Raw genomic sequence first — 19,802 nt, 5'->3', positions numbered from 1 at the left:
TTGTCATTGATAACACAGTACCTTATTCCATTTCCGCAGGAACCGATTTCTCTTTGGAAATTTGCTTCACCGCCGGAGCTGCGGCCTTTTTCTTTAACCAGGCACGCACCGGTTCATCGTAAAGCTTCAGGCAAGCATATGCGAGGACTATGGACGACAGGAATACCAGCCCAGCCCACGGGAGCCCTTCCCCTAATGAAATTTTGTTGTCTTGCACCCAGGCCGTATAGATGTAGATCAGCGGGTAGTGGGTCATGTAAATGGGATAGGAAATATCGCCTAAAAACTTGCAGGCCCGTTTGGCCATATTGCTTTCGGGGGCGCCACCCGCACCCAGGTACACGATCAGCGGAAACAGGAAGATAATGCTAAAAGATTCATAGAGGCCGTTCTGCCACAGGTGTTCGCGGCCGCCGATGCGGGGCATGGCCAGGACGGCCATTACCAGTAAGGAGCTCCAGAGGAAGCCATTTTTGATCTGCCGCACTTTGGACACACGAAACAGCAGCAGGCCGGCAAAGAAGGGGAATAGCACCCGTGTAAAGCCGATGCGCAACTGCCGGGCGTCGAGCGACCAACCGCCGATCACGTCGCCGCGACCGGTAACGGTATAATGCACCAGCACGGCGGCCGACAGCGCCACCAGCACCGCCAGCACTGCTTTCGAAAATTTCCGGACAAACAGGCCGTACAGGATATTCACAACATATTCGAAAAAGAGCGACCAGCCCGGGCCGTCCAGCGGGTAGGTTTCTTTCCAGCCCCGGATATCCATCGAAGGCGGTACCGGTATCATGGTAAAGCCGATGACCATTACCAGCAGCATTTTCCAAACGGGCGTTTGGGCGATGGCCGGCCAGTAGGCGCCCGCCCCGAAATAAAAACAAACGGCGCCGACGATCATGCCCATCACCACCATCGGCTGCAGCCGTTCCAGGCGGCGGCGGAAAAAGGTGCCGAAGGTCATTTTGCCCCAGCGATCGTCATAGGCATAGCCGATCACAAAGCCCGAAAGCAGGAAAAAGAAGTCCACGGCCAGGTAGCCATGGTTGATGATCTGGTTGAAGCGGCTGGTGGCATGGGCCTCAAACAAGTGAAAGGCAACCACCATCAGGGCGGCAACGCCACGCAGGCCATCGAGTACGGGGTAATGCGGCTTTGCCGCCAGGGAACTGGTCTTCATAATGGGCAATGATCAGGGTTTTGCAAATCGTTTATAAAATTGCAATTTAACACAATCGTTGCTACGTGCCAGTTGCTTATGCTGGTCAATAAGGTGCTTTCCTTATACCGGCAACGGCCGGAATCGCCCTGTATGTAGGCTCTTTTTATGTCCTGGCTCATAAATGAGCCGCAAAAAAGAGCTGAATCGCTCGTTCTCCCTACTGATCGGAACACCGGTAACAATTCCTACCAATAAATTTTCGGCAACGCCTACCCGCATCTGGGGCCGGAGCGTCATATCGAAATCGCCCTTTTGGGCAGTTTTATTGACCTCTACCCCGATGAAGTTTCTCGTTCCCGGGATCATGTAGTGAACGTTGCTGTTGATCTGCCAGCTGGTATGGGTGGCGTGGCCGCCAAAATGGGACTGGATGGCGGGACCCGTATACAGCAGGGTGTGAAAGTTGTTGCCCCACCGCTTGGCAGCTACAAAGAAGGGGTTATACACATTGCCGGTGAATAGTTTTCCTTTGCCGTAGCGATGGAATTGGGTCAATTCGAATTCCTGGATGTAGCCCACGGCCATGCTGGTCTTCAACTGCTCCGAAACGAAGAAAGAGTATTGGGCCGCCAATTTGAGGCTATTTAATTGGCTGGCCGGGGCAGAGGCGTTCCGGCTGGTAGGGTAATAAAAGGAAAAAGGAAGCTCCACTTCCAGGCCCAGGCGGTTGACGGGCGCCCATTCGTATTCCACCAGGGCGGTATAGTGATCGTACGTATTGTTGTCGGTCAATCCCATGCCGATGTTCCATTCCTTTTCGCCTTTGCGGGCGCCCAGGTCGCGGATCAGGTCGATGTACAGGGGTTCGGCATGCAGTACTTTATCGGGCTCGAGCCGGTCCTCTACTTCCACAATATACAGGCTGTCTTTTGTTTCGTTGATCTCCTGTTCCGTCTGTGCCTGGGCACGGGTAACAGCCAAAAAGGTCAGGAGGGTCAGAACAGTCAGGCGCATCTTCATTCAACTTTTGGCCAAAAATGGCCCATCTTTCTGAAGCAGCAGGCGGCCCGATTTGATTTTAATCGGATCTTAATGACGGTTATATTTCTGTTAATCCATTAGGAAATAGCCCTTTGATTGCTTTATTGCCTTTATCATTTTCTCTTCTATGAATAGTACTGTATCATTTTGCGTCATAAAGAAATTTGTCCCGGATAGCAGCACTGATTCTTCTTTCCGCTTCATCAATTTCCCACCGAATTTTGTCAAAGCTATTTTTCAATCAACCCAGTTTACAATTCAACGTTGCCTACTTTCACCGGAGCCATACCTGATCAAATTCTTCCCTTGAAATTTCAAACTCCCTAAACTCTTCCAGGTCCAATAGCACGTCTGATAAGCCACCATATTCGTCCTGCAAATATTCCGGAGTGTATTTTAATCGCCTGCCATTTGAAAAAACCTGTAATTGGCGGAGAACATCGCCCGTTTGGTCGGTCTCGAAATAATAAACGGAGGGCCCCCATTCATCTGTCAATGGATCTCCTGTAGTCTCGCCCCATGGCCGTTTAAAATATCTGTTTCCTTCATTTATCATGTTACCGATTCTAAAAAGTTAGATATTCTATTAATGGTTGACCAACTTTTCACACAATCCATCCAAATTCTATTGATCAGACTTTTGCTCCTCAACTCATTCTCCGACTTGGCATCCTTTAAAATTGCTACCACTCTTTGTAATGCAGCGTCATCCGGGTATGCTGCAGCCGCTTCTAAGAAATGAACAAAGTCATGCACCTTTTCTTGAAAATTCACAAGGATAAGTTTAGCAGTTTGCATTTCGGGGCTTAACGTTCGCACAGGCATTCATAGAACGTCACCCCGGAATTGCATTCCGGGTAAGTTCAGGTTATCCTAAGAATTAATAGGTCGAAGCGTCCTTACCCGGAATACAATTACGGGTTACGTGATCAGGTCTTAAGCAGAAGCGTCACGACACAACATGCTTATCAGTTGTCGTAAGCTGCTCCCGCGAAGCCACGCATCCCCTCTCCATTTTGGAGAGGGGTGGCCCCCGCTTGCGGGGGACGGGGTGAGGTGCCTTTACGGTAAAACGGTAACGACCACCCGTTGGTAGCGGGTCAGGGCGGGCTCGCCGTTGTCGGTGACGGCGGCAATGAAATGGACCGTTTCGGGACGGGTAACGGCCGGCGCCACAAAGGAGGCTTTTGCCTGGCGGTTGTTCTGGATGGCAACGGCATTCCGGCCTTCATAGGTGCCTACTTCGCGGTAGTGGATCCATTCCACCTGCAGGTGGTTGCCGTCCGGGTCGGTGGAGGGAGAGGCATCCAGCACCACCGTTTCGCCGGCCTTTACTTTAATTTCAGCGGCATGGGCCAGCTTCGCCACCGGCGGGTGGTTGGCCTTTTTATAGGGCTGCACCGTCCAGTCGATGCGGGCGGCAAAATCATTCTGATAGGCCTGGCGCCAGCGCCAGATGGTAGCCTTGTTGCTCGTTTGATACGCACTGTCGACGCCCATCACCTCGTCCTCGGCATTGCTCCAGAAGGGCCGCGTCTCGGGCTCATAAAACCATTTTTGAAGGCGGGGCGTGTAAAACTCGTAGCGGCCGCCCCAGCTGCCCCAGTCGGGATGCTCGGAATCGCCCAGCCCGTTCGGAATTAAGTATAAAAAACTCGGGGTATCGCCTTCCATCAGGAACTTGGTGTGCGGGTGCAGGGCGCCCAAAGGACCGTGGTTGGTGCGGATATGCTGGTCCAGCCAGGGATTGTCCACGATGCTGAAATCGGCGCCCGAAAACCGGCCGTGGAACTTGTCGCCGCTGATGCCCGTCCAGGTGGCATGGTGGTACGCACCCCTGGCATGGTAACCGGGACTGCAGATGTAAAACAGCCCGGGAAAGGTTTTGCGGATCCAGGGACCGGAATCATCCTGGTCGGATATGGTGTACACCCGCAGCTTCGACACGAAGCGGTCCACCTCGCCGGGCGAACGGGTCATCTGCACCTTCCAGAGCGCCTGCGCCAGGCAGTTGGCGCCGCCCCACACCAGCACCCATACCGGCCGGTCGTCGGCCTTGTCAAGGGTTTTGATGATCCAGTCAGCGCCCTCGCTGTCCCTGCCCGGGCCCACGGCGCCCATCCCGAAATCGGAAAAACCGGACTTGATGATGCTGGTTAAATAAGCGGTGTCGGGATAGCCTTTCTCGTGCAGCAACAGGTTGTTGCGCACCTTGCCGTAGGCGGACACGATCTCGCGTATGCGCTCGGGCGCCACCCTTTTCTTCTGGTGCACCGAGGTGGTGGCCACCAGCCCCTCCACGTCCCACTGGTTGCAGTAGGTGAGGAAGCGGACCAAAGACTGCTGGTCGTCGGGTTCGTTTTCAATGTCGGTCAGCACCAGCACCCGCAGCTTTTTGGCGGGCTCCTGGGCCCGAACGGAAGAAATACTTACGGAAAACAGGAAAAGCAAAAAAAGGTTTCTAAGCCTAGTCATAGTGAATGGTTATGAAAGAAGAAAGAACCTAACAAAAAGGCTGCAAAGGTATTCTCCTTTTGCAGCCTTGTACTTGTCGTATACAAAAAGTGCAGCTATTAATATCCCTTGTTCTGGGGCTGCAGGTTCGGATTCTGGTTCAGCGCGTACTGGGGCACCGGCAGCAACAGCTTATCGGCATTGATCGCCTTGCCCTTGGCCGACAGCACCGGCACGGCACGGCCGGTACGTTTCAGGTCGAACCAGCGGTGGAACTCCAGGGCGAACTCCATGCGGCGCTCATGCTCCACGGCCAGCTCGATGGTCGGGTACTTGGCCGAGGGATAGTTGGGGGTGCCGTAGAGCGGCACGCCGGCCCGGGCCCGTACCTTATTCATGTATTGCGGATCGCCGGTGGCTTCCGTCAGCAGCAGCAACACATCGGCATAACGCAGGATCATGAAGTTGTTGTTGCTGGCTTCCACGCTGCCGTCCAGGGGCGCGGTCTGGTCCACCCACTTTTTATTGAACTTGATGGGCACGAAGGTGGTGCCTTTGGTATAACCCGTGAAGAAAGAAGCATCCCTGCGGCTGTCCGTGGCTTCGTACTCGTTGTACAGGTCGTCGGTCACCATATTCATCCCGCCGCCGTACTTGGTAATGGCAAAGTTCTCGAAGGGGGCAAAGGCCGACCAGTAGGTGCTGTACGGGTTGGCGGCGCCACCCAGGTACTGGATCTCGAAGATCGATTCCTTGGTATTCTTGTGCGCCGTGGTATTGCCCCAGAGCGAAGAAAAGCTGGGAAGCAGGTCGTACTTGGTGCCGTTATAGGCATCGTACACTTCCTTCAGCACCTGTGCCGCGGCGGCCTTGTCGCCCATGGTCAGGTACACCTTGCCCAGCAGGGTCTTGGCGGCGCCTTTGGAGGCCCTTCCCTTGGCGGGCTCGCTGCCCGGCTCGGTCAGGTCCGCTGCGGCGGCCTTCAGGTCGTCGGTGATCAGCTTATACACGTCGGCCTTGGGCGAACGCTTCATGGCATAGGCCTCTTCGCCTACGATGGGCGTGGTCACCAGGGGCACGTCGCCGAACAACTGCACCAGGTTGAAATAATACAAGGCCCGCAGGAACTTCATCTCCGCCACCACCTGCTTTTTATAGGCTTCGTCCAGCGAAGCGCCGGCGATCTTATCCAGCACGATGTTTACCTGGTAAAGCGAGGTATAATGATCTACCCAGAACTGGTACACGCCGGTATTGGCGGAAGTAATGGAGTAATCGCGGAACGCCTGCTGGTCCACGATGGTGAACGAGCCCGAAATGGCCAGGGTGGAGACCGTGGCGTTATCGGACATCAGCTCGCCGGTAAAGGACATGGCGCCCTTGGGAGCATAAATGGTATAGAGCGTGGAATAAGCGGCGTTGACGGCCAGGTCGAAATCCGACCGGGTCTTGAACACCGCGTTCACGTTGGCATTGGATACCGGGGCCAGCTCCAGGAAACTTTTTTTGCAGCTGACAGCCATGCAGGCGGCAGCCAGGATGACCAGGAGCTTCTTTTTATTTAAGATTTTCATTTTCGTAGTTCTTGCGGTTAATAAATTAAAAATCAAGCTTCAGTCCGAACGTCATCACAAACGGGATGGGGTAAGCGCCGTAATCCGCGCCCAGCATCAGCCCCGGAGGGGTGTTGGAGTTGCCGCCGTTGGCGCCGGGCTGCGAGGAGGTACCCACCGAATAGGTGCTGTTCTGGGGATCGAAGCCTACATACTTGCTGAACACGTGCACGTTCTCGGCGTTGGCATAGATCCGGGCATTGCGGATAGAGGTGCGGCGCAGCAGGCCCTGGGGCAGCGAATACGCGACACGGATGTTCTTGATGCGGGTAAAGCTGCCGTCTTCCATCCAGTAGTTGGAGTAACCGGTGATGAAGGCGCCCTTGCCCTGGGCGGTTGCCGGGAAGGTAGCATAAGGCTTGAAGGTCTTGCCGTCGCCGGGGTTCTGCTCCGACTTCCAGTAGTTGGCGGAAGCGGCGTAGGAGTTGCGGCTGTCGTTCCAGAACTTGCTGAACCTTGTCTGCTGGTTCCAGATCTCGTTTCCGTAAACGCCCTGCAGCATAAAGGAGAACTCGAAACCTTTGTACGAAAACGTGTTGGTCAGGCCGGCGGTGAAGTCGGGCTGCGCGTTGCCCAGGATAGCCCGGTCGCCGGCGTCGATCTTCTTGTCGCCGTTATAATCCCGGATGATGGGGTCGCCGGGGGCGGCACCGGCATAGTGCACGGAATTATTTACCTCTTGCTGGTTGTTGTATATGCCGTCGAAAATGTAGCCTTTGTAGTTCGAAAGAGGCTGACCCACTTCGGTTACAAAATAGCCCCATTCGTCGATCTCGATCGGTGCGTTGTTCGGTCCCAGCTTCAGCACCTTGTTGCGGTTCAGGGAGATGTTGAAGTCGGTGCTCCAGCGGAACGCAGGGCCGTTGATGTTCTTGCTGTTGATACCCAGTTCCACGCCCTTGTTTTCCATGCTGCCGATGTTGGTCAGCTGGGTGGTAAAGCCCGTGTAGGCAGGTACCGGCACGTTCAGCAGCATGTCCTTGGTCACGGATTTATAGGCATCGGCGGTAATGTTCAACCGGTTGTTCAGCAGGGCGAGGTCGAAGCCGATGTTGTACTGGTCGGTCTTTTCCCATTTGAGGTTCGGGTTGGCGATGGAGATCGTGCGCAGGCCGTTGACCGGCGTGGTGCCGTTGACGTAGCGGGAGGTGCCCAGCAGCGATACGGAGCCGTAGTTGGGAATAAGGTTGTTGCCGGTTTGTCCGTAGCTGACCCGCAGCTTCAGGTTGGTCACGGCGCCCAGGTTTTTCATGAACTCCTCGTCCGACACCAGCCAGGCACCGGAAACGGAGGGGAAGGTACCCCATTTGGAGGCAGGTCCGAAGCGCGAGCTGCCGTCGCGGCGGAGGGTGGCGTTCAGGAAATAGCGGTTCTTAAAGCCGTAGCTGACGCGGCCCAGCACCGACAGCAGCGACCATTCGCCGGCGCCGTTGCCGGCGGAAGGCTTGGTGATGGTTCCCGCGGCATTGATGGTGCGTACCAGGTCGTTGGGGAAGTCGCCGGCATTGACGGTCAGGGAATCGTAGCGTTGCTTTTGGGCGCTGTAGCCGGCGATGGCGCCGAGGGTATGGTCGCCGAAGGTTTTATTGTAGTTGGCGGTAAACTCGCTCTGCCAGTTGCGGGACGACAGGCTGCGGGAGGTGGCCTGTGCCGGCAGCACGCTCGAATAACCGTAACCCTGGTTCTGCTCCCAGTACCAGTTGTAGTTGTTGTTGGTCAGGTTGCCGCTCAGGCTTCCCTTCAGGGTCAGGTCCTTAATGGGCTTTACTTCCACGTACCCGTTCGCCAGCGTGTTATAGGTCTTATTCAGCTTGTCGGCATAGCTGATGAGGGAGTAGGGGTGCCACAGCTGTACGCCATAGGTCTGGAAGCGGCTCCAGCTGGAGGTGGGGTCGAGGAAGCCCAGGGTGCCTTTTTCGTTGTATTCCGGAAAGATCGGGTCGCTTTGAATGGCCAGGCTGATGACGTCGCTTTTTCCGGAAGTGCCGTCGGTGCGGTCGTGCGAGCCGGTAAAGGCCACGTTCAGGCCGGCGGTCACCCGCTCGGAGATCTTTTGGCGGATGTTGGTGCGCAGCGAGAGGCGCTTGTAAAAGTTTTCGATCACCACGGCTTCCTGGTCGAGGTAGCCGGCGGAGAACAGGTAGCTGGTCTTATCGGTACCGCCGCTTAAAGACACTTGCGCATTGTTGGTGGTTGCCTTGCGGAAGACGACGTCCTGCCAGTCGGTGCCTTTGCCGAACTGGGCGGGGTTGGTCAGGAAGTCGGGCGGGATCATGTAGTTCTTGGCACCGCTCACCAGCGCTCTTTTGGCGTTGTCGTCGGTGGCTTTATTGTTCACGGGATCGAGGAGCACCCAGGCATTGTTGCGCGCATCGATATAATACTGGATCCACTGCTGCGCATCCATCATTTCTACCTTGCGGTTTACTTTAGAAAAGCCGCGCTCCAGCGTCACGGCCACCTGGGGCTTGCCTGATTTTCCCAGCTTGGTGGTCACCAGGATGACGCCGTTGGCGCCGCGGGAACCGTAAATGGCCGAGGAAGCGGCATCTTTCAGCACTTCCACGGACTGGATATCCTGGGGGTTGATCTGGTTCAGGTCGAAGTTTTCCAGCGCCATGCCGTCCACCACATAGAGCGGCGTGGTACCGGCGGTAATGGAGCTGTTGCCGCGGATCTTGATGGTGGGACCAAAGCCCGGCGCGCCCTGCGAGGTGGTGATGTTCACCCCGGCGATGGCGCCTTCCAGCGACTGGGCCACGTTGGCAAAGGAGCGGTCCTTGAACTGGTCGTAGCCTACGGAAACCACCGAACCGGTCACGGCTCTTTTCTTTTGGGTGCCATAACCCACCACCACTACATCATCGAGGGCCTTGGCGTCGGAGGAAAGCGTAATGGACAGTTCGCCTTTGTTACCAATGGTTACTTCCTGTTCCTTAAATCCCACGTTGGAGACGATCAGCACGATGTTGTTGCCCGAGGGGACGTTGAGGGAGAAGCGGCCGTTGGCGTCGGTGGTAGTGCCCACATCGGAGCCTTTTACCCGGATGGAGACCCCGTTGAGGGCGTCGCCTTTATCCGAGCCCACGATGCGGCCGGTGACCGGGCGGGTTTGTGCATACGATGAGAGCATGCAGCAGACAGCAAGCGAGAAGGATAGAATCTTCTTCATATGGCATTGTTTAAAATAAGAACATGGGCAAGACCCATGCGTATCGTTAGTATAAAATCAGTGATAGCAGTAGTAAAGGATAAGGCCCCGGTCAGGGCTAAGGACTTTCCGGTTCGTCACGTTTCCCGCCCCACATCTTCTTTCGGACACTTACGTCTTCTTTCGTTTTACCAAGTTAAAGGCTTTTTGAACACAAAAATTTTTTCCGAAAGATTTATTTTATGATAATAAAAGAAAAAACGAAAGCAAAAGAAAGAAGCCGTATCGAATGATTCTTTATATGGCTTTTAAAAGTGAAGGGCCCTTTCAGGCCCCTCACCAATTTGGTATCTTATGAAACCAGCTCCTGCTGCTTCACCTGCGTTTCGTTCAAAGCTTCCAGCCAGCCTTTATACCAGGCAGCTACCTTTTTGACATCGGGACCGGGATGAATAACGGATTTATGTTCGTTCAGGGATTTCAAATGCTCCAGGTCGCGGTAGATGCCCACCTTGAGGCCGGCCAGGTAGGCGGCGCCCAGGGCCGACACATCGGGCATGCCGATGCCCGCCACGGGACAACCCAGGATATCGGAAATAAACTGGAGGACAAATTGGTTGGACGTAATGCCGCCGTTGGCCATCAGCTGCTGCAGCGGGATGCCGGTATCGGCTTCCATGGCCACGACCACGTCCTTGATCTGGTAGGGAATGGATTCGAGCGCCGCCCGAACCACGTGGTTCTTGCTGCTGCCGAAGGTCAGCCCGGAAATGGAGGCCTTGCGGTTCATGTCCCAGTGAGGTGCGCCCAGGCCGCTGAAGGCCGGCACCAGGTACACGCCGCCGTTGTCGGGCACGGCAGTGGCCATGGCTTCGGTCTGGCGGCTGTCGGAGAACAGGCCCATTTCGTTTTTAAGCCATTCCACCGTGGCGCCGCAGGAAACAATCGCTCCTTCGAAGGCATAGTCGAGGCGGTATTCGGTGCTCCAGCAGATGGTGGTGATCATGCCCGTTTCGGAGGTTTTGGGCTCGGAACCGATGTTCATCAAAATGGAACAGCCGGTACCCAGCGTGGCCTTGGCCGTGCCCGGCGCAAAGCACCCCTCGCCGAAGGCGGCGGCATGCGAATCGCCGATCATAGCCGTAATGGGCAGGGCAGCCGGCAGCAGGCCTTCGAAGGTGGATGCCCCAAAGGAGGAGGAGGAAGGCTCCAGCCCCGGCAGGTTCAGGCGGGAAAGCCCGAACAGCGCCAGCAATTCCTTATCCCACGAAAGCTCCGTGAGGTTGAAGAACAGGGTGCGGGAAGCATTGGTAAAGTCGGTGAGGTAGCGCTGGCCGCCGGTCAGCTTATAGAGCAGCCAGGTATCCACCGTACCAAAATAGGCGTTGCCCGCGTCCACCGCGGCACGCACCTTTTCCACGTTGCGGTACAGCCAGATCATTTTCGAGCCCGAAAAATAAGGGTCGGCAATGAGGCCGGTCCGCTTGCGGATCAGGGGCTCCATGCCTTCGCTTTTCAGTTCTTCGCAAATGCCTACCGAGCGCTTGCACTGCCATACCACGGCATGGTACAGCGGCTCGCCGGCCCCGTCCCAAACCACGAAGGTTTCGCGCTGGTTGGAGATGCCGCAGGCTTTGATGGCCGCCACATCGCCGCCCCTGGAGCGGAAGTCGTCCAGGCAGGCGCCTACCGAGGCCAGCACGTTGCGGTAAATTTCTTCGGGGTCCTGCTCCACGTGGCCGTCTGCGCCATAATGCGTCTTTAACGGCTCGGAAGCCCGGGCCGCCACTTTTCCTTCAGCGTCGAAAAGAACGGTCTTGGTGCTGCTGGTACCCTGGTCTATTGAGAGAATCATGATCTTCTGTTTATACTGTTTTTTTATTGGTAGGATTACTCGCTGGCGGCGAGGATCTTCAAAATATCGGAATAACAGCCCTCCTTCAGGGCTTCCAGGTCTTCCAGCGGCGCGTCGTACAGGTCGGCGCTCACCAGGCCCCGGATAAAGGTCTCGAAATCCTTTGCCAGGAAGGTTTTGCGAAAACCCCGCTCCTGGTCCACGTGCACCACTTCGGGCTCGCCCCCGGGGCCGCAGCGCGTATAATCCAGCAGGATCATGTCGTGGCCGGCCGAGAGGCAGTCGCAGATGTACACGCCATCGGCGGGATAGCCCCACTCCCGGATCATAAAGGGACTGCCGAAGGGGCCGCAAAGCGAATAGTTGCGGGTACGGCCGATGCCGAAGATACCGCAAATAGCCACGTGGCCGGCATCCCAGGAGGTCGCTTCGCGGGTGGGAAAGCAGGTATTCACCGGCATGCCCCCGTTGGCGGTCTGCATCAGGGCGATATAGGAAGCCGGAAGCCGGTAACCCAGCTCCTCCTCGATTGAGGCAATCAAATCCGCCGAAGGCGGGCTCTCGCGGTATTCGTTCAGGGAAAAATCATTGTCATCCCAGAAACGCCCCAGGTCGAAACTTTTGAATATTTCTGTTTGGACGGCCATAATCATAACTATTCCTTGGTGTTGGCTTTATCGATGATCACGGCCAGCAGGATCACGAGGCCTTTCACCACCTGCTGCCAGAAGGGCGATACGTTGAGCAGCACGAGGCCGTTATTCAGCACGCCGATGATGATGGCGCCCAGCACGGTACCCAGGATGCTGCCCTTGCCGCCGGAAAGCGAAGTACCCCCGATCACTACGGCCGCAATGGAATCGAGCTCGTAGCTGATGCCCGCGTTGGGCTGGGCCGAGTCGAGGCGCGAGGTGACGATGATGCCGCCTACGGCCGCCAGCGCACCGGCTATAGTGTATACTGCCAGCTTAATTCTATTGATGTTGATGCCGGACAGGCGGGCCGCATTCTCGTTGCCGCCGATGGCGTAAATATACCGTCCCAGCCTTGTTTTCTTGGTCAGCACCACGGCGCCCACCACGATCAGCCCGGAGATCCAGACCGGCACGGGAATGCCCAGCAGCCAGCCGGTGCCCAGGAAGGCGAAGTTCTCGCCCAGGCCCGAGATGGGAAAGCCGCCGGTCCACAGCATGGTAAAGCCGCGGGCGATGGTGAGCATGGCCAGCGTAGCCACGAAGGGCGGCACCTTGAAGCGGGTGATGGTCCAGCCGCTGAACACGCCCATGCCGGCGCCGGCCAGCATGCCGATGAGCACGGCGCCCAGCATCGTAAAGCCGATATAGAGGTTATTGGCCGGCAGCTCGATGCCGTTTTTCAGCAGGCCGGCCGTGAGGGCGCCGCAAAGGGCCAGCACCGAGCCTACCGACAGGTCGATGCCTGCGGTGAGCACCACCAGCGTCATGCCCACGGAGATGCAGATGTTCACCGAGATCTGCCGCAGCACGTTCCAGCCGTTGGCGACGGTAAAAAACTTATCGGACAACAGGCTGATGGCCAGGCACAGGAGGAACAGGGCGATGAGCGACTGGAACTGGGCCAGCGATCCGGCGCGGCCTTTGGCTCCTGCGTTCTTTTTGAGGTTCATGATGGCATCCATACAATCAATTCGTTTTAGGTAAAGCAGCTTTTAAAATGTTGTTTTCGGTAGCTTGGGCCGCCGGCAGTTCGGCGGTAAGGGCGCCTTCGCAAAGCACCAGTATGCGGTCGGACAGGGCCAGGATCTCGGGCAGCTCGGAGGAAACGACGATGATGCCCAGGCCGGCCGCGGCCAGTTGCAGAATGAGTTTATAGATTTCGTTCTTGGCATTGATGTCGATGCCGCGGGTGGGCTCATCGAGCATCAGCACCTTGGGACCGGTAGCCAGCCACTTGGCCAGCACCACCTTCTGCTGGTTACCGCCACTGAGGTTCTTGGCGGCCACCGCTTCCGAAGGGGTCTTGATGCCCAGCTCCGAGATATATTTCTTCGCCAGCTGCAGCTCTTTGGAGCCGTCGAGCAGGCCGCCTTTTTGCAGGTCGGCCAGGGTGGTGAGGCTGATGTTGGTCTTGATATCCAGGCCCAGCACCAGTCCGTCCTGCTTGCGGTCTTCGGGCACCAGGGCCAGCCCGCCCTTGATGGCGCCGGAAGGCGAGCGGAACTGCACGGCCTGTCCTTCCACGAACAGCTGTCCGCCGCTGCGGGGGGCATGCAGGCCAAAGAGGGTTTCCAATAACTCGGTACGCCCGGCTCCCATCAGCCCGAAGATGCCCAGGATCTCGCCGCGGTGCAGCGTAAAGGACATGGGCTTCAGCTGGTGTTCGTCTTTCTTTACCGGGTGGCGCAGGCTCAGGCCTTCGGCCCGCAGCAGTTCTTCCTTCTTGCCTTCCTCCGCCCGGTTGCGGATAATTTTTATTTCGCGGCCCACCATCTTGCAAATGAGGGCGTCCTGGCTCATGCCCCGCAGCTCGCCGGCCTCGATGAAGCGGCCGTCGCGCAGCACGATGTAGCGGTCGGCAATGCGGGAAAGCTCGTCGAGCTTGTGCGAGATGTACACGATGGCTTTGCCCTCGGCCCGCAGGTCGTCGATAATGCCAAAGAGCACGTCCACCTCCTGGTCGCTGATGGCGGAGGTGGGCTCGTCCATGATGATCACTTCCGACTCCACGAGCAGCGCCTTGGCGATCTCCACAACCTGCTGCTGCCCCACCTTCAGGTCGCAAATGAGCGTTTCGGGTGCCACGGCCAGCTTCAGCTTTTGCAGCAGCTCCTGCACGCGGGCACGCATGGCCTTTTTATCGAGCATGCCCCAGCGGGTGAGGAGCTCGCGGCCCAGGAAAATATTTTCGGTGATGCTTAGATGTGGGATCAGGCTCAGCTCCTGGTGGATGATGGCGATGCCGCAGGCCTGGGCATCGCGGGTGCCGGAAAAAAACACCGGGTTGTTCTTGTACAGGATGCGGCCCTCGTAGGTGGTGTACACCCCCGAGAGGATCTTCATCAGGGTGGACTTGCCCGCCCCGTTCTCGCCCAGCAGGGCCGTTACCTTCCCCGGGAAAATCTCCAGGGAAACATCCTCCAGGGCGGTCACCCCGGAAAATCTCTTTGTTATGTTTTCTACGGCAAGCACTTTCTTGAAGTTTGAAGGTTTACGTGGTTAGTAGTTCACGAGTTCACAAGTTCACGATTTTACGAGTTCGGTTCCGCGGCCTGTTCCTTTATTCTAAGTTCCGGGTTACCCGTTTATCGTTTATTATGCTTCTTTTAAGGTTAACTGGTCCCCTCAATCCTTATACACCAATTAACCGATTCCCTATTTCTTAATTTCCAGGGAGATGGGAATGATCTCCAGGCTGTCGGTGCTCACGTGGAGGCGATTGAGCTCCACGGCGCCGGTGAACTGCACCCGGTCGCCGGGTTTGGCGGCCTTTTTAAAGGGCGGCAGCACTTCGCTGCGGATAATTTTATTGATCTCGGCCGACACGTTGTTGAAGTCCATCGTGTTGTTGAACTCGTTGATATTAATGAGGCCGGAGGCGTCGCGGACGGCATTGCCGAACACGAACTCGGTGGCGATCTTTACTTTCCGGGAAGTCGTGTCTTTTTGGATGGCCAGGGTTGCGGCGTCTTCACCCAGGGCGGTGATGGTGCCTTCGCCTTTTACCAGGAAGAAGCGGATGTTGCCGATGCCCAGGGCATGGGAATGTTTTTCAAAGGTTCCTTTGGGATCGAGCTGCAGCAGGGTGGTCAGCTCGCCCACTTCGATGGCCTGGTGCAGGCTGGGTTTCAGCCGTTTGCCCAGGTAATTGCGGGCGTAGGTCACGGCGTCGAACTGCTTGGAGGCCGAGGCGGCCTTCACTTCGTCCAGCTTTTTAAAATAAACGGAATTGTACCCCAGCACCACCAGGGCAGCTATTCCGGCAACGTATTTCAATACTCTTTTTTGCATGGAGGGTTATTTGGTCAATGGGCAATGGTCATTAGACATTGGTCGGAACCAACTCGTGAACTTGTAAACTCGTGAATGCGTCAACTATTTCTTCCCGTACGCCATGTAGTCGCCTACATTCAGCTGGGTGACGAGTTCGACGGCCACGGGCATTTTTTTCGGGAAATCGCGTTTGCCTTTGAGGTATTCGTCGGCGTAGCGGGCGGCGGTCTCCGCCATTTCCTTGGGAAACTGCATGGCGGTAGCCGAGATCTTGCCGTCACGGATGGCTTCCACCGCATCCTGGGCGCCGTCGAAGCCAAACACTTTTACGTGGTCGGCCTTGCCGGCGGCCACCAGGGCCTGGTAAGCGCCCATGGCCATGGCATCGTTGCCGCAGAAAACACCGTCGATGTCGGGATGCGCCTGCAGGATGGACTCGAGCACTTCCATGGCCTTGTTGCGGTCGAAGTCGGCGCTTTGCTGCGCCACCATCACCAGGCCGGGATAGTAGTCCACCAGGCTGTGAAAGCCCTTGGAGCGGTTCCAGGTGTTGTTATCCCCTACAAGGCCCAGCAGCTCCACGTACTTGCCCTTTTTGTTCATTTTCTCCACGAAATACTTGCCGATGGCCACGCAGCCCGAGTAGGAGTCGGAAAGGATCTGCGAGGTGGCGCCCTCGGTGGTATTCACTTCACGGTCCATGCAAAAGACCGGGACGCCGGCGTTCTTCGCCCGCATGACGTTGGCCACGGAACCCTGCGCATCGGTAGGGTTGAACAGGATGGCGCTGAAGCCCGAGGCGATGGCATTCTCGAAGTGGTCGGTCTCCAGGGCGGTATTGTTCTGCGAATCGAAGATCTTGGCGTCGTAGCCCAGCTCCTTGGCCTGCTTCGCGGCCGTTTCGGCCAGGAACACAAACCAGGGGTTATTGAGCGTGGAAACGATCACGGCCATTTTCTTGGGACCGCCCGCTTCCGCCTTCGACCCGCAGCCGGGCGCCAGGAACAGGACGACCAGCGTCAGCAGCAGAAGGGCGGCCCGGAAGATATTTTTTTGTTGTAGCATAGCAAGAAATCGTTAATCGAAAAATTTTGAAATTACGCGTTCAACAGCTGTAAAGCGGCGGCCGCAATGCCTTCTTCGGACAGGCCATAGTGGTTGAAAATTTCCACCTGCGAGCCGGTAACGGTGTACTCGTCGGGGATGCCCATGATCCTGAACGGGTTGCGGAAGCCGTTTTGGATCAGGAAAGAGGCGCAGGCCTCGCCCAGGCCGCCGTACACGCTGTGTTCTTCCACGGTGATAATGGGCTTGCCGGTAGCCGCTACGGTGGCCAGCAGCTCGTAATCGAGCGGCTTGATGGTGTGCATGCTCACCACGGTGGCCGACAGGTTGAAATCGCTTTCCAGCTTTTCCGCCGCCTGCAGGGCAGGATACACGGTTTCGCCGGTAGCTACCAGCACCAGGTTGGTGCCTTCTTTGATGATGCGGCCCTTGCCGAAGACAAAAGGAGCATCACCAACCTGGGGCAGGGTGGGCATGGGCTTTTTGCCGAAGCGCAGGTACACGGGAATCTCGCTTTCGGCTGCCAGGCGGATGGCCTGCTCGGTCTCGTAGTTGTCGGCCGGGGCTACCACCAGCAGGTTGTTGATGGCGCGCAGGGCGGCAAAGTCGTGCAGGCTGTGGTGGGTGGATCCCAGGGCGCCGTAGCTGACGCCGGCACTGATGCCGATCAGCTTCACGGGGTTGTTGGAATACGCCACGTCGTTTTTGATCTGCTCCAGCGCACGGGCGGTGAGGAAGCAGGCGGGGGAAACGGCAAAGGTCTTTTTACCGCAGGAGGCCAGGCCGGCGGCCACGCCTACAAGGTTCTGCTCGGCTATGCCCACTTCCACGTGCTGGGCCGGGAACTTCTGCCCGAAGGGCGTCAGCTTGCCCGAGCCACGGGAATCGGAGGTCACCACCACGATATCGCGGTCGGTTTCGGCAAGCTGCTGCAACGTACCGGAAAATACGTCGAGGTTGGCCTTGCCGGTGGTTTTGTTCATTTCGATTACTGCTTCCATTTGGAAATAAGGTATTTGATATTAGGTATTGGGAATCAGGTTTGGGGCACTGAACTCAGGAACTTACACAGCCGCTAACTCCTGTAACGCCTGTTCCAACTGGCTTTCGGAGGGAACGCCATGGTGCCATTTGAGCTCGTTTTCCATGTAGCTCACGCCTTTGCCTTTGATGGTATGGGCGATCACCAGGCTCGGTTTTCCATCGGTAAAGGGCAGCTGGTCGAAGGTTTCCACCAGTTCTCCGATGTTGTGGCCGTCCACGTGGCGCACCGCCCAGCCGAAGCTTTCAAACTTGGCGTCGATGGGGTGGGTGTTGCACACCTGGGCGGTAGGAGCCGTGATCTGCAGCTTGTTGTAGTCGATGATGGCGCACAGGTTGTCGAGCTTGTAATGAGCGGCCGTGAGGGCGGCCTCCCAGTTGGAGCCTTCGGGCAGCTCGCCGTCACCCAGCAGGGTAAATACGCGGTACGGCTTGCTGTCCATCTTGGCCGCAATGGCCGCGCCCACGCTCATGGGAAGACCGTGGCCCAGGGCGCCGGTATTCTGCTCCACGCCCTTCACCTTGCGGGTGGGGTGGCCGATGTAGTGCGAGCCGTAGCGGCAAAGCGTATCGAGGTCGGACTTGGGGAAAAAGCCTTTGTCGGCCAGCACCACGAAGAGCGCTTCCACGCAATGACCCTTGCTTTGAATGTAACGGTCGCGGTCAGGCGAAGTGAAGGTGGCAGGGTCCACCTTCAGCGTGTGGTTGTACAGTACATTCAGGATATCGATGCACGACAGGCTGCCGCCGGTATGGCCGGCCTTGGCGTGGAAGATGCTCGAAAGGATATCCTTCCGGTATTCCACTGATTTTTGTGTCAATTCTTTTAGGGTCATAACAAGATAGTGAATCGTGAAGAGTTAGGATGAATGGTTTAGGGAGAAGGGGCACTGCCCGGGGCGGAAAGGAAAGAGGAACCCGGGCCGGGTGGGAACAAGGTCCCGGGTTCCTTATGATTGCTGGTTTGTTTGCGGAATAGGAGGCTGTTAGTTCTGATGCTCGTATACTTCCCAGCCCATGTAGTTGTCCAGGGCTTCTTTCAGGATGCCGGCGGTTTTAGAGGCATTCATCACCACGTGGTGCTCGAAGCCGTTGCGGCATACGTAATTCATCAGGCCTTCCAGGTTGTTGATCTTGGCCACGGCGCGGTTGCCAAAGGTATTCAGCTCGTCGTCGGTGAGCATGCCTTCGCCGATATACGCCTTGATCACACCGCGGGTATCGTCGGTGCTGATGCGGCCGTAGGTCAGCGGCATGGCCGGCGTACGGCCTGCCAGGGCGCCATAGGTGTTTTCCACGCCTACGGTAGTACCCAGGATGGGGGCGTTGCTGATCTCGATATCGGGCAGGAACGACTTGGCCCAGTTACCGCAGTGGAACAGCACCACTTTCTCGGCATCGTCGGCGTAGTTGTTGTTCCAGTCCACCAGGGCGCTGGGCGAGCCGGAGGCCAGCTGCATGGCGTACATGCTCAGGGTACCGGTCACGTCCACTTCGCAGGCGGAGGGCAGCATGTTCTCGCTCATCATGCTCATGCTGGTGCACACGTTGCAGCCGTAGTTCTTTTGCAAAGAAGTCCAGCACTGGATGGCGGTGGCGTCCAGGGCGTGTTCTTCCATGAAGTCGGCCAGCACCACGTCCAGCTTGGCAATCTGCACCAGGGCATCCTGGGGCGTGCGGCCGGTAGGGGCATAGGACCGGATCTTATCGAGGCGCTCTTTCACCACGGCGTCGTCCTTGGTGAGGCGGTTGGCATTGCCCAGGATTTCCGACAGGTCGACGGTGACCACGGAAATGCCGTTGCGCTGCAGTATTTTTTCGGAATAACGAACGGTATTGAAACCTCCGGGGCGGGCGCCTACGGCACCGATGCGCACCTTTTTGAGGCCTTTCACCACCTTACATACCGACACAAAGCGCTGCAGGTCGGCGATGAAGGAAGGATCGCTCAGCCGCACCACGTGCTTGGAGGTGAGGGAGTACTTGATACCGAACTGGTAGAGGTTGTTGCAAACGGAGATCTTGCCGCACCAGGCGTCGCGGCGGCGGGCCACATCCAGCTTGTTCAGGTCGTCGGGGTAGGCCTGCACCAGCACGGGCACGTTCAGGCCGGACCACTTAAGGGTTTCGGCCACGCCTTTTTCGTCGCCGAAGTTGGGCAGGATCACCACCACGCCGGCGATCTCTTCGGAAAAGGTGCGGAACAGCTCGGCGCACTTCTGGGCCTCGCGGAAGGATTCCACGCCTCCCAGTTTCGTTTGATTCGTATCGAGCAGGATGGGTTTAATCCCCAGCTTTTCAAAGGTCTCGATCACTTCCACGCGGGCCTGCTCTACCAGGCTGTCGGGGAAGAAATCGCGGTTGCCGATAATAACACCAAGGCTTACTCTTTCGTTTGTTTTAGTTTTCATTTGCTTTTTTACGTTAGGGAGGCCGCGGGGGTCAATAC

Annotated in this window: 15 protein-coding genes; all 15 read right to left on the bottom strand. The window is 57.0% G+C overall.

All coding sequences use genetic code 11. From position 1 onward, the window contains the following. Positions 1–22: 22 nt before the first annotated feature. The 15 genes from V9K67_RS06045 to V9K67_RS05975 all read right to left on the bottom strand — a co-directional run bounded on the left by V9K67_RS06045 (position 23) and on the right by V9K67_RS05975 (position 19,764). Positions 23–1,183: an acyltransferase family protein gene (locus V9K67_RS06045; RefSeq protein WP_336720800.1), complete on the bottom strand. Its 1,161-nt coding sequence runs from the start codon at positions 1,181–1,183 to the stop codon at positions 23–25. Between the two features lie 102 nt (positions 1,184–1,285). Beyond that, entirely contained in the window at positions 1,286–2,179 is an 894-nt protein-coding gene (locus tag V9K67_RS06040) for an HAEPLYID family protein (protein WP_336720799.1), read from the bottom strand. A 579-nt stretch (positions 2,180–2,758) separates the two neighbouring features. Beyond that, entirely contained in the window at positions 2,759–2,980 is a 222-nt protein-coding gene (locus V9K67_RS06035) for a hypothetical protein (protein WP_336720798.1), read from the bottom strand. A gap of 288 nt (positions 2,981–3,268) precedes the next feature. Next, the gene (locus V9K67_RS06030; RefSeq protein ID WP_336720797.1) at positions 3,269–4,681 is read right to left on the bottom strand and encodes a DUF1593 domain-containing protein; all 1,413 of its coding nucleotides are present in this window, start codon (positions 4,679–4,681) and stop codon (positions 3,269–3,271) included. A 98-nt stretch (positions 4,682–4,779) separates the two neighbouring features. Beyond that, on the bottom strand, positions 4,780–6,234 hold the full coding sequence (locus tag V9K67_RS06025; RefSeq protein WP_336720796.1) for a RagB/SusD family nutrient uptake outer membrane protein: 1,455 nt from the start codon (positions 6,232–6,234) through the stop codon (positions 4,780–4,782). A 25-nt stretch (positions 6,235–6,259) separates the two neighbouring features. After that, complete coding sequence (locus tag V9K67_RS06020; RefSeq protein ID WP_336720795.1) at positions 6,260–9,445, bottom strand: SusC/RagA family TonB-linked outer membrane protein; 3,186 nt, start codon at positions 9,443–9,445, stop codon at positions 6,260–6,262. Between the two features lie 331 nt (positions 9,446–9,776). Continuing rightward, positions 9,777–11,279, bottom strand: coding sequence for an FGGY family carbohydrate kinase (locus tag V9K67_RS06015; RefSeq protein WP_336720793.1), 1,503 nt, complete (start codon positions 11,277–11,279; stop codon positions 9,777–9,779). Positions 11,280–11,314: 35 nt separating this feature from the next. Beyond that, positions 11,315–11,926 carry an SMI1/KNR4 family protein gene (locus V9K67_RS06010; RefSeq protein WP_336720791.1) on the bottom strand — a complete coding sequence of 204 codons (612 nt, stop codon included), beginning with the start codon at positions 11,924–11,926 and terminating at the stop codon, positions 11,315–11,317. 8 nt (positions 11,927–11,934) lie between these two features. Beyond that, entirely contained in the window at positions 11,935–12,936 is a 1,002-nt protein-coding gene (locus V9K67_RS06005; protein WP_336720790.1) for an ABC transporter permease, read from the bottom strand. A gap of 4 nt (positions 12,937–12,940) precedes the next feature. Continuing rightward, a complete protein-coding gene (locus V9K67_RS06000; RefSeq protein WP_336720789.1) occupies positions 12,941–14,446 on the bottom strand; it encodes a sugar ABC transporter ATP-binding protein in 1,506 nt (501 codons plus the stop codon). Positions 14,447–14,629: 183 nt separating this feature from the next. Further along, entirely contained in the window at positions 14,630–15,265 is a 636-nt protein-coding gene (locus tag V9K67_RS05995; protein WP_336720787.1) for a DUF2291 domain-containing protein, read from the bottom strand. Between the two features lie 84 nt (positions 15,266–15,349). Next, a complete protein-coding gene (locus tag V9K67_RS05990; protein WP_336720786.1) occupies positions 15,350–16,312 on the bottom strand; it encodes a D-ribose ABC transporter substrate-binding protein in 963 nt (320 codons plus the stop codon). A gap of 32 nt (positions 16,313–16,344) precedes the next feature. After that, complete coding sequence (locus V9K67_RS05985) at positions 16,345–17,313, bottom strand: transketolase family protein (protein ID WP_336720784.1); 969 nt, start codon at positions 17,311–17,313, stop codon at positions 16,345–16,347. A gap of 63 nt (positions 17,314–17,376) precedes the next feature. Further along, positions 17,377–18,189: a transketolase gene (locus V9K67_RS05980; protein ID WP_336720783.1), complete on the bottom strand. Its 813-nt coding sequence runs from the start codon at positions 18,187–18,189 to the stop codon at positions 17,377–17,379. Between the two features lie 150 nt (positions 18,190–18,339). Continuing rightward, the gene (locus V9K67_RS05975) at positions 18,340–19,764 is read right to left on the bottom strand and encodes an L-fucose/L-arabinose isomerase family protein (RefSeq protein ID WP_336720781.1); all 1,425 of its coding nucleotides are present in this window, start codon (positions 19,762–19,764) and stop codon (positions 18,340–18,342) included. Positions 19,765–19,802 lie beyond the last annotated feature (38 nt).

The organism is Huijunlia imazamoxiresistens, from assembly GCF_037132455.1.
GTDB lineage: Bacteria > Bacteroidota > Bacteroidia > Chitinophagales > Chitinophagaceae > Flavisolibacter > Flavisolibacter imazamoxiresistens.
This window is presented reverse-complemented; position numbering and strand designations above follow the sequence as displayed.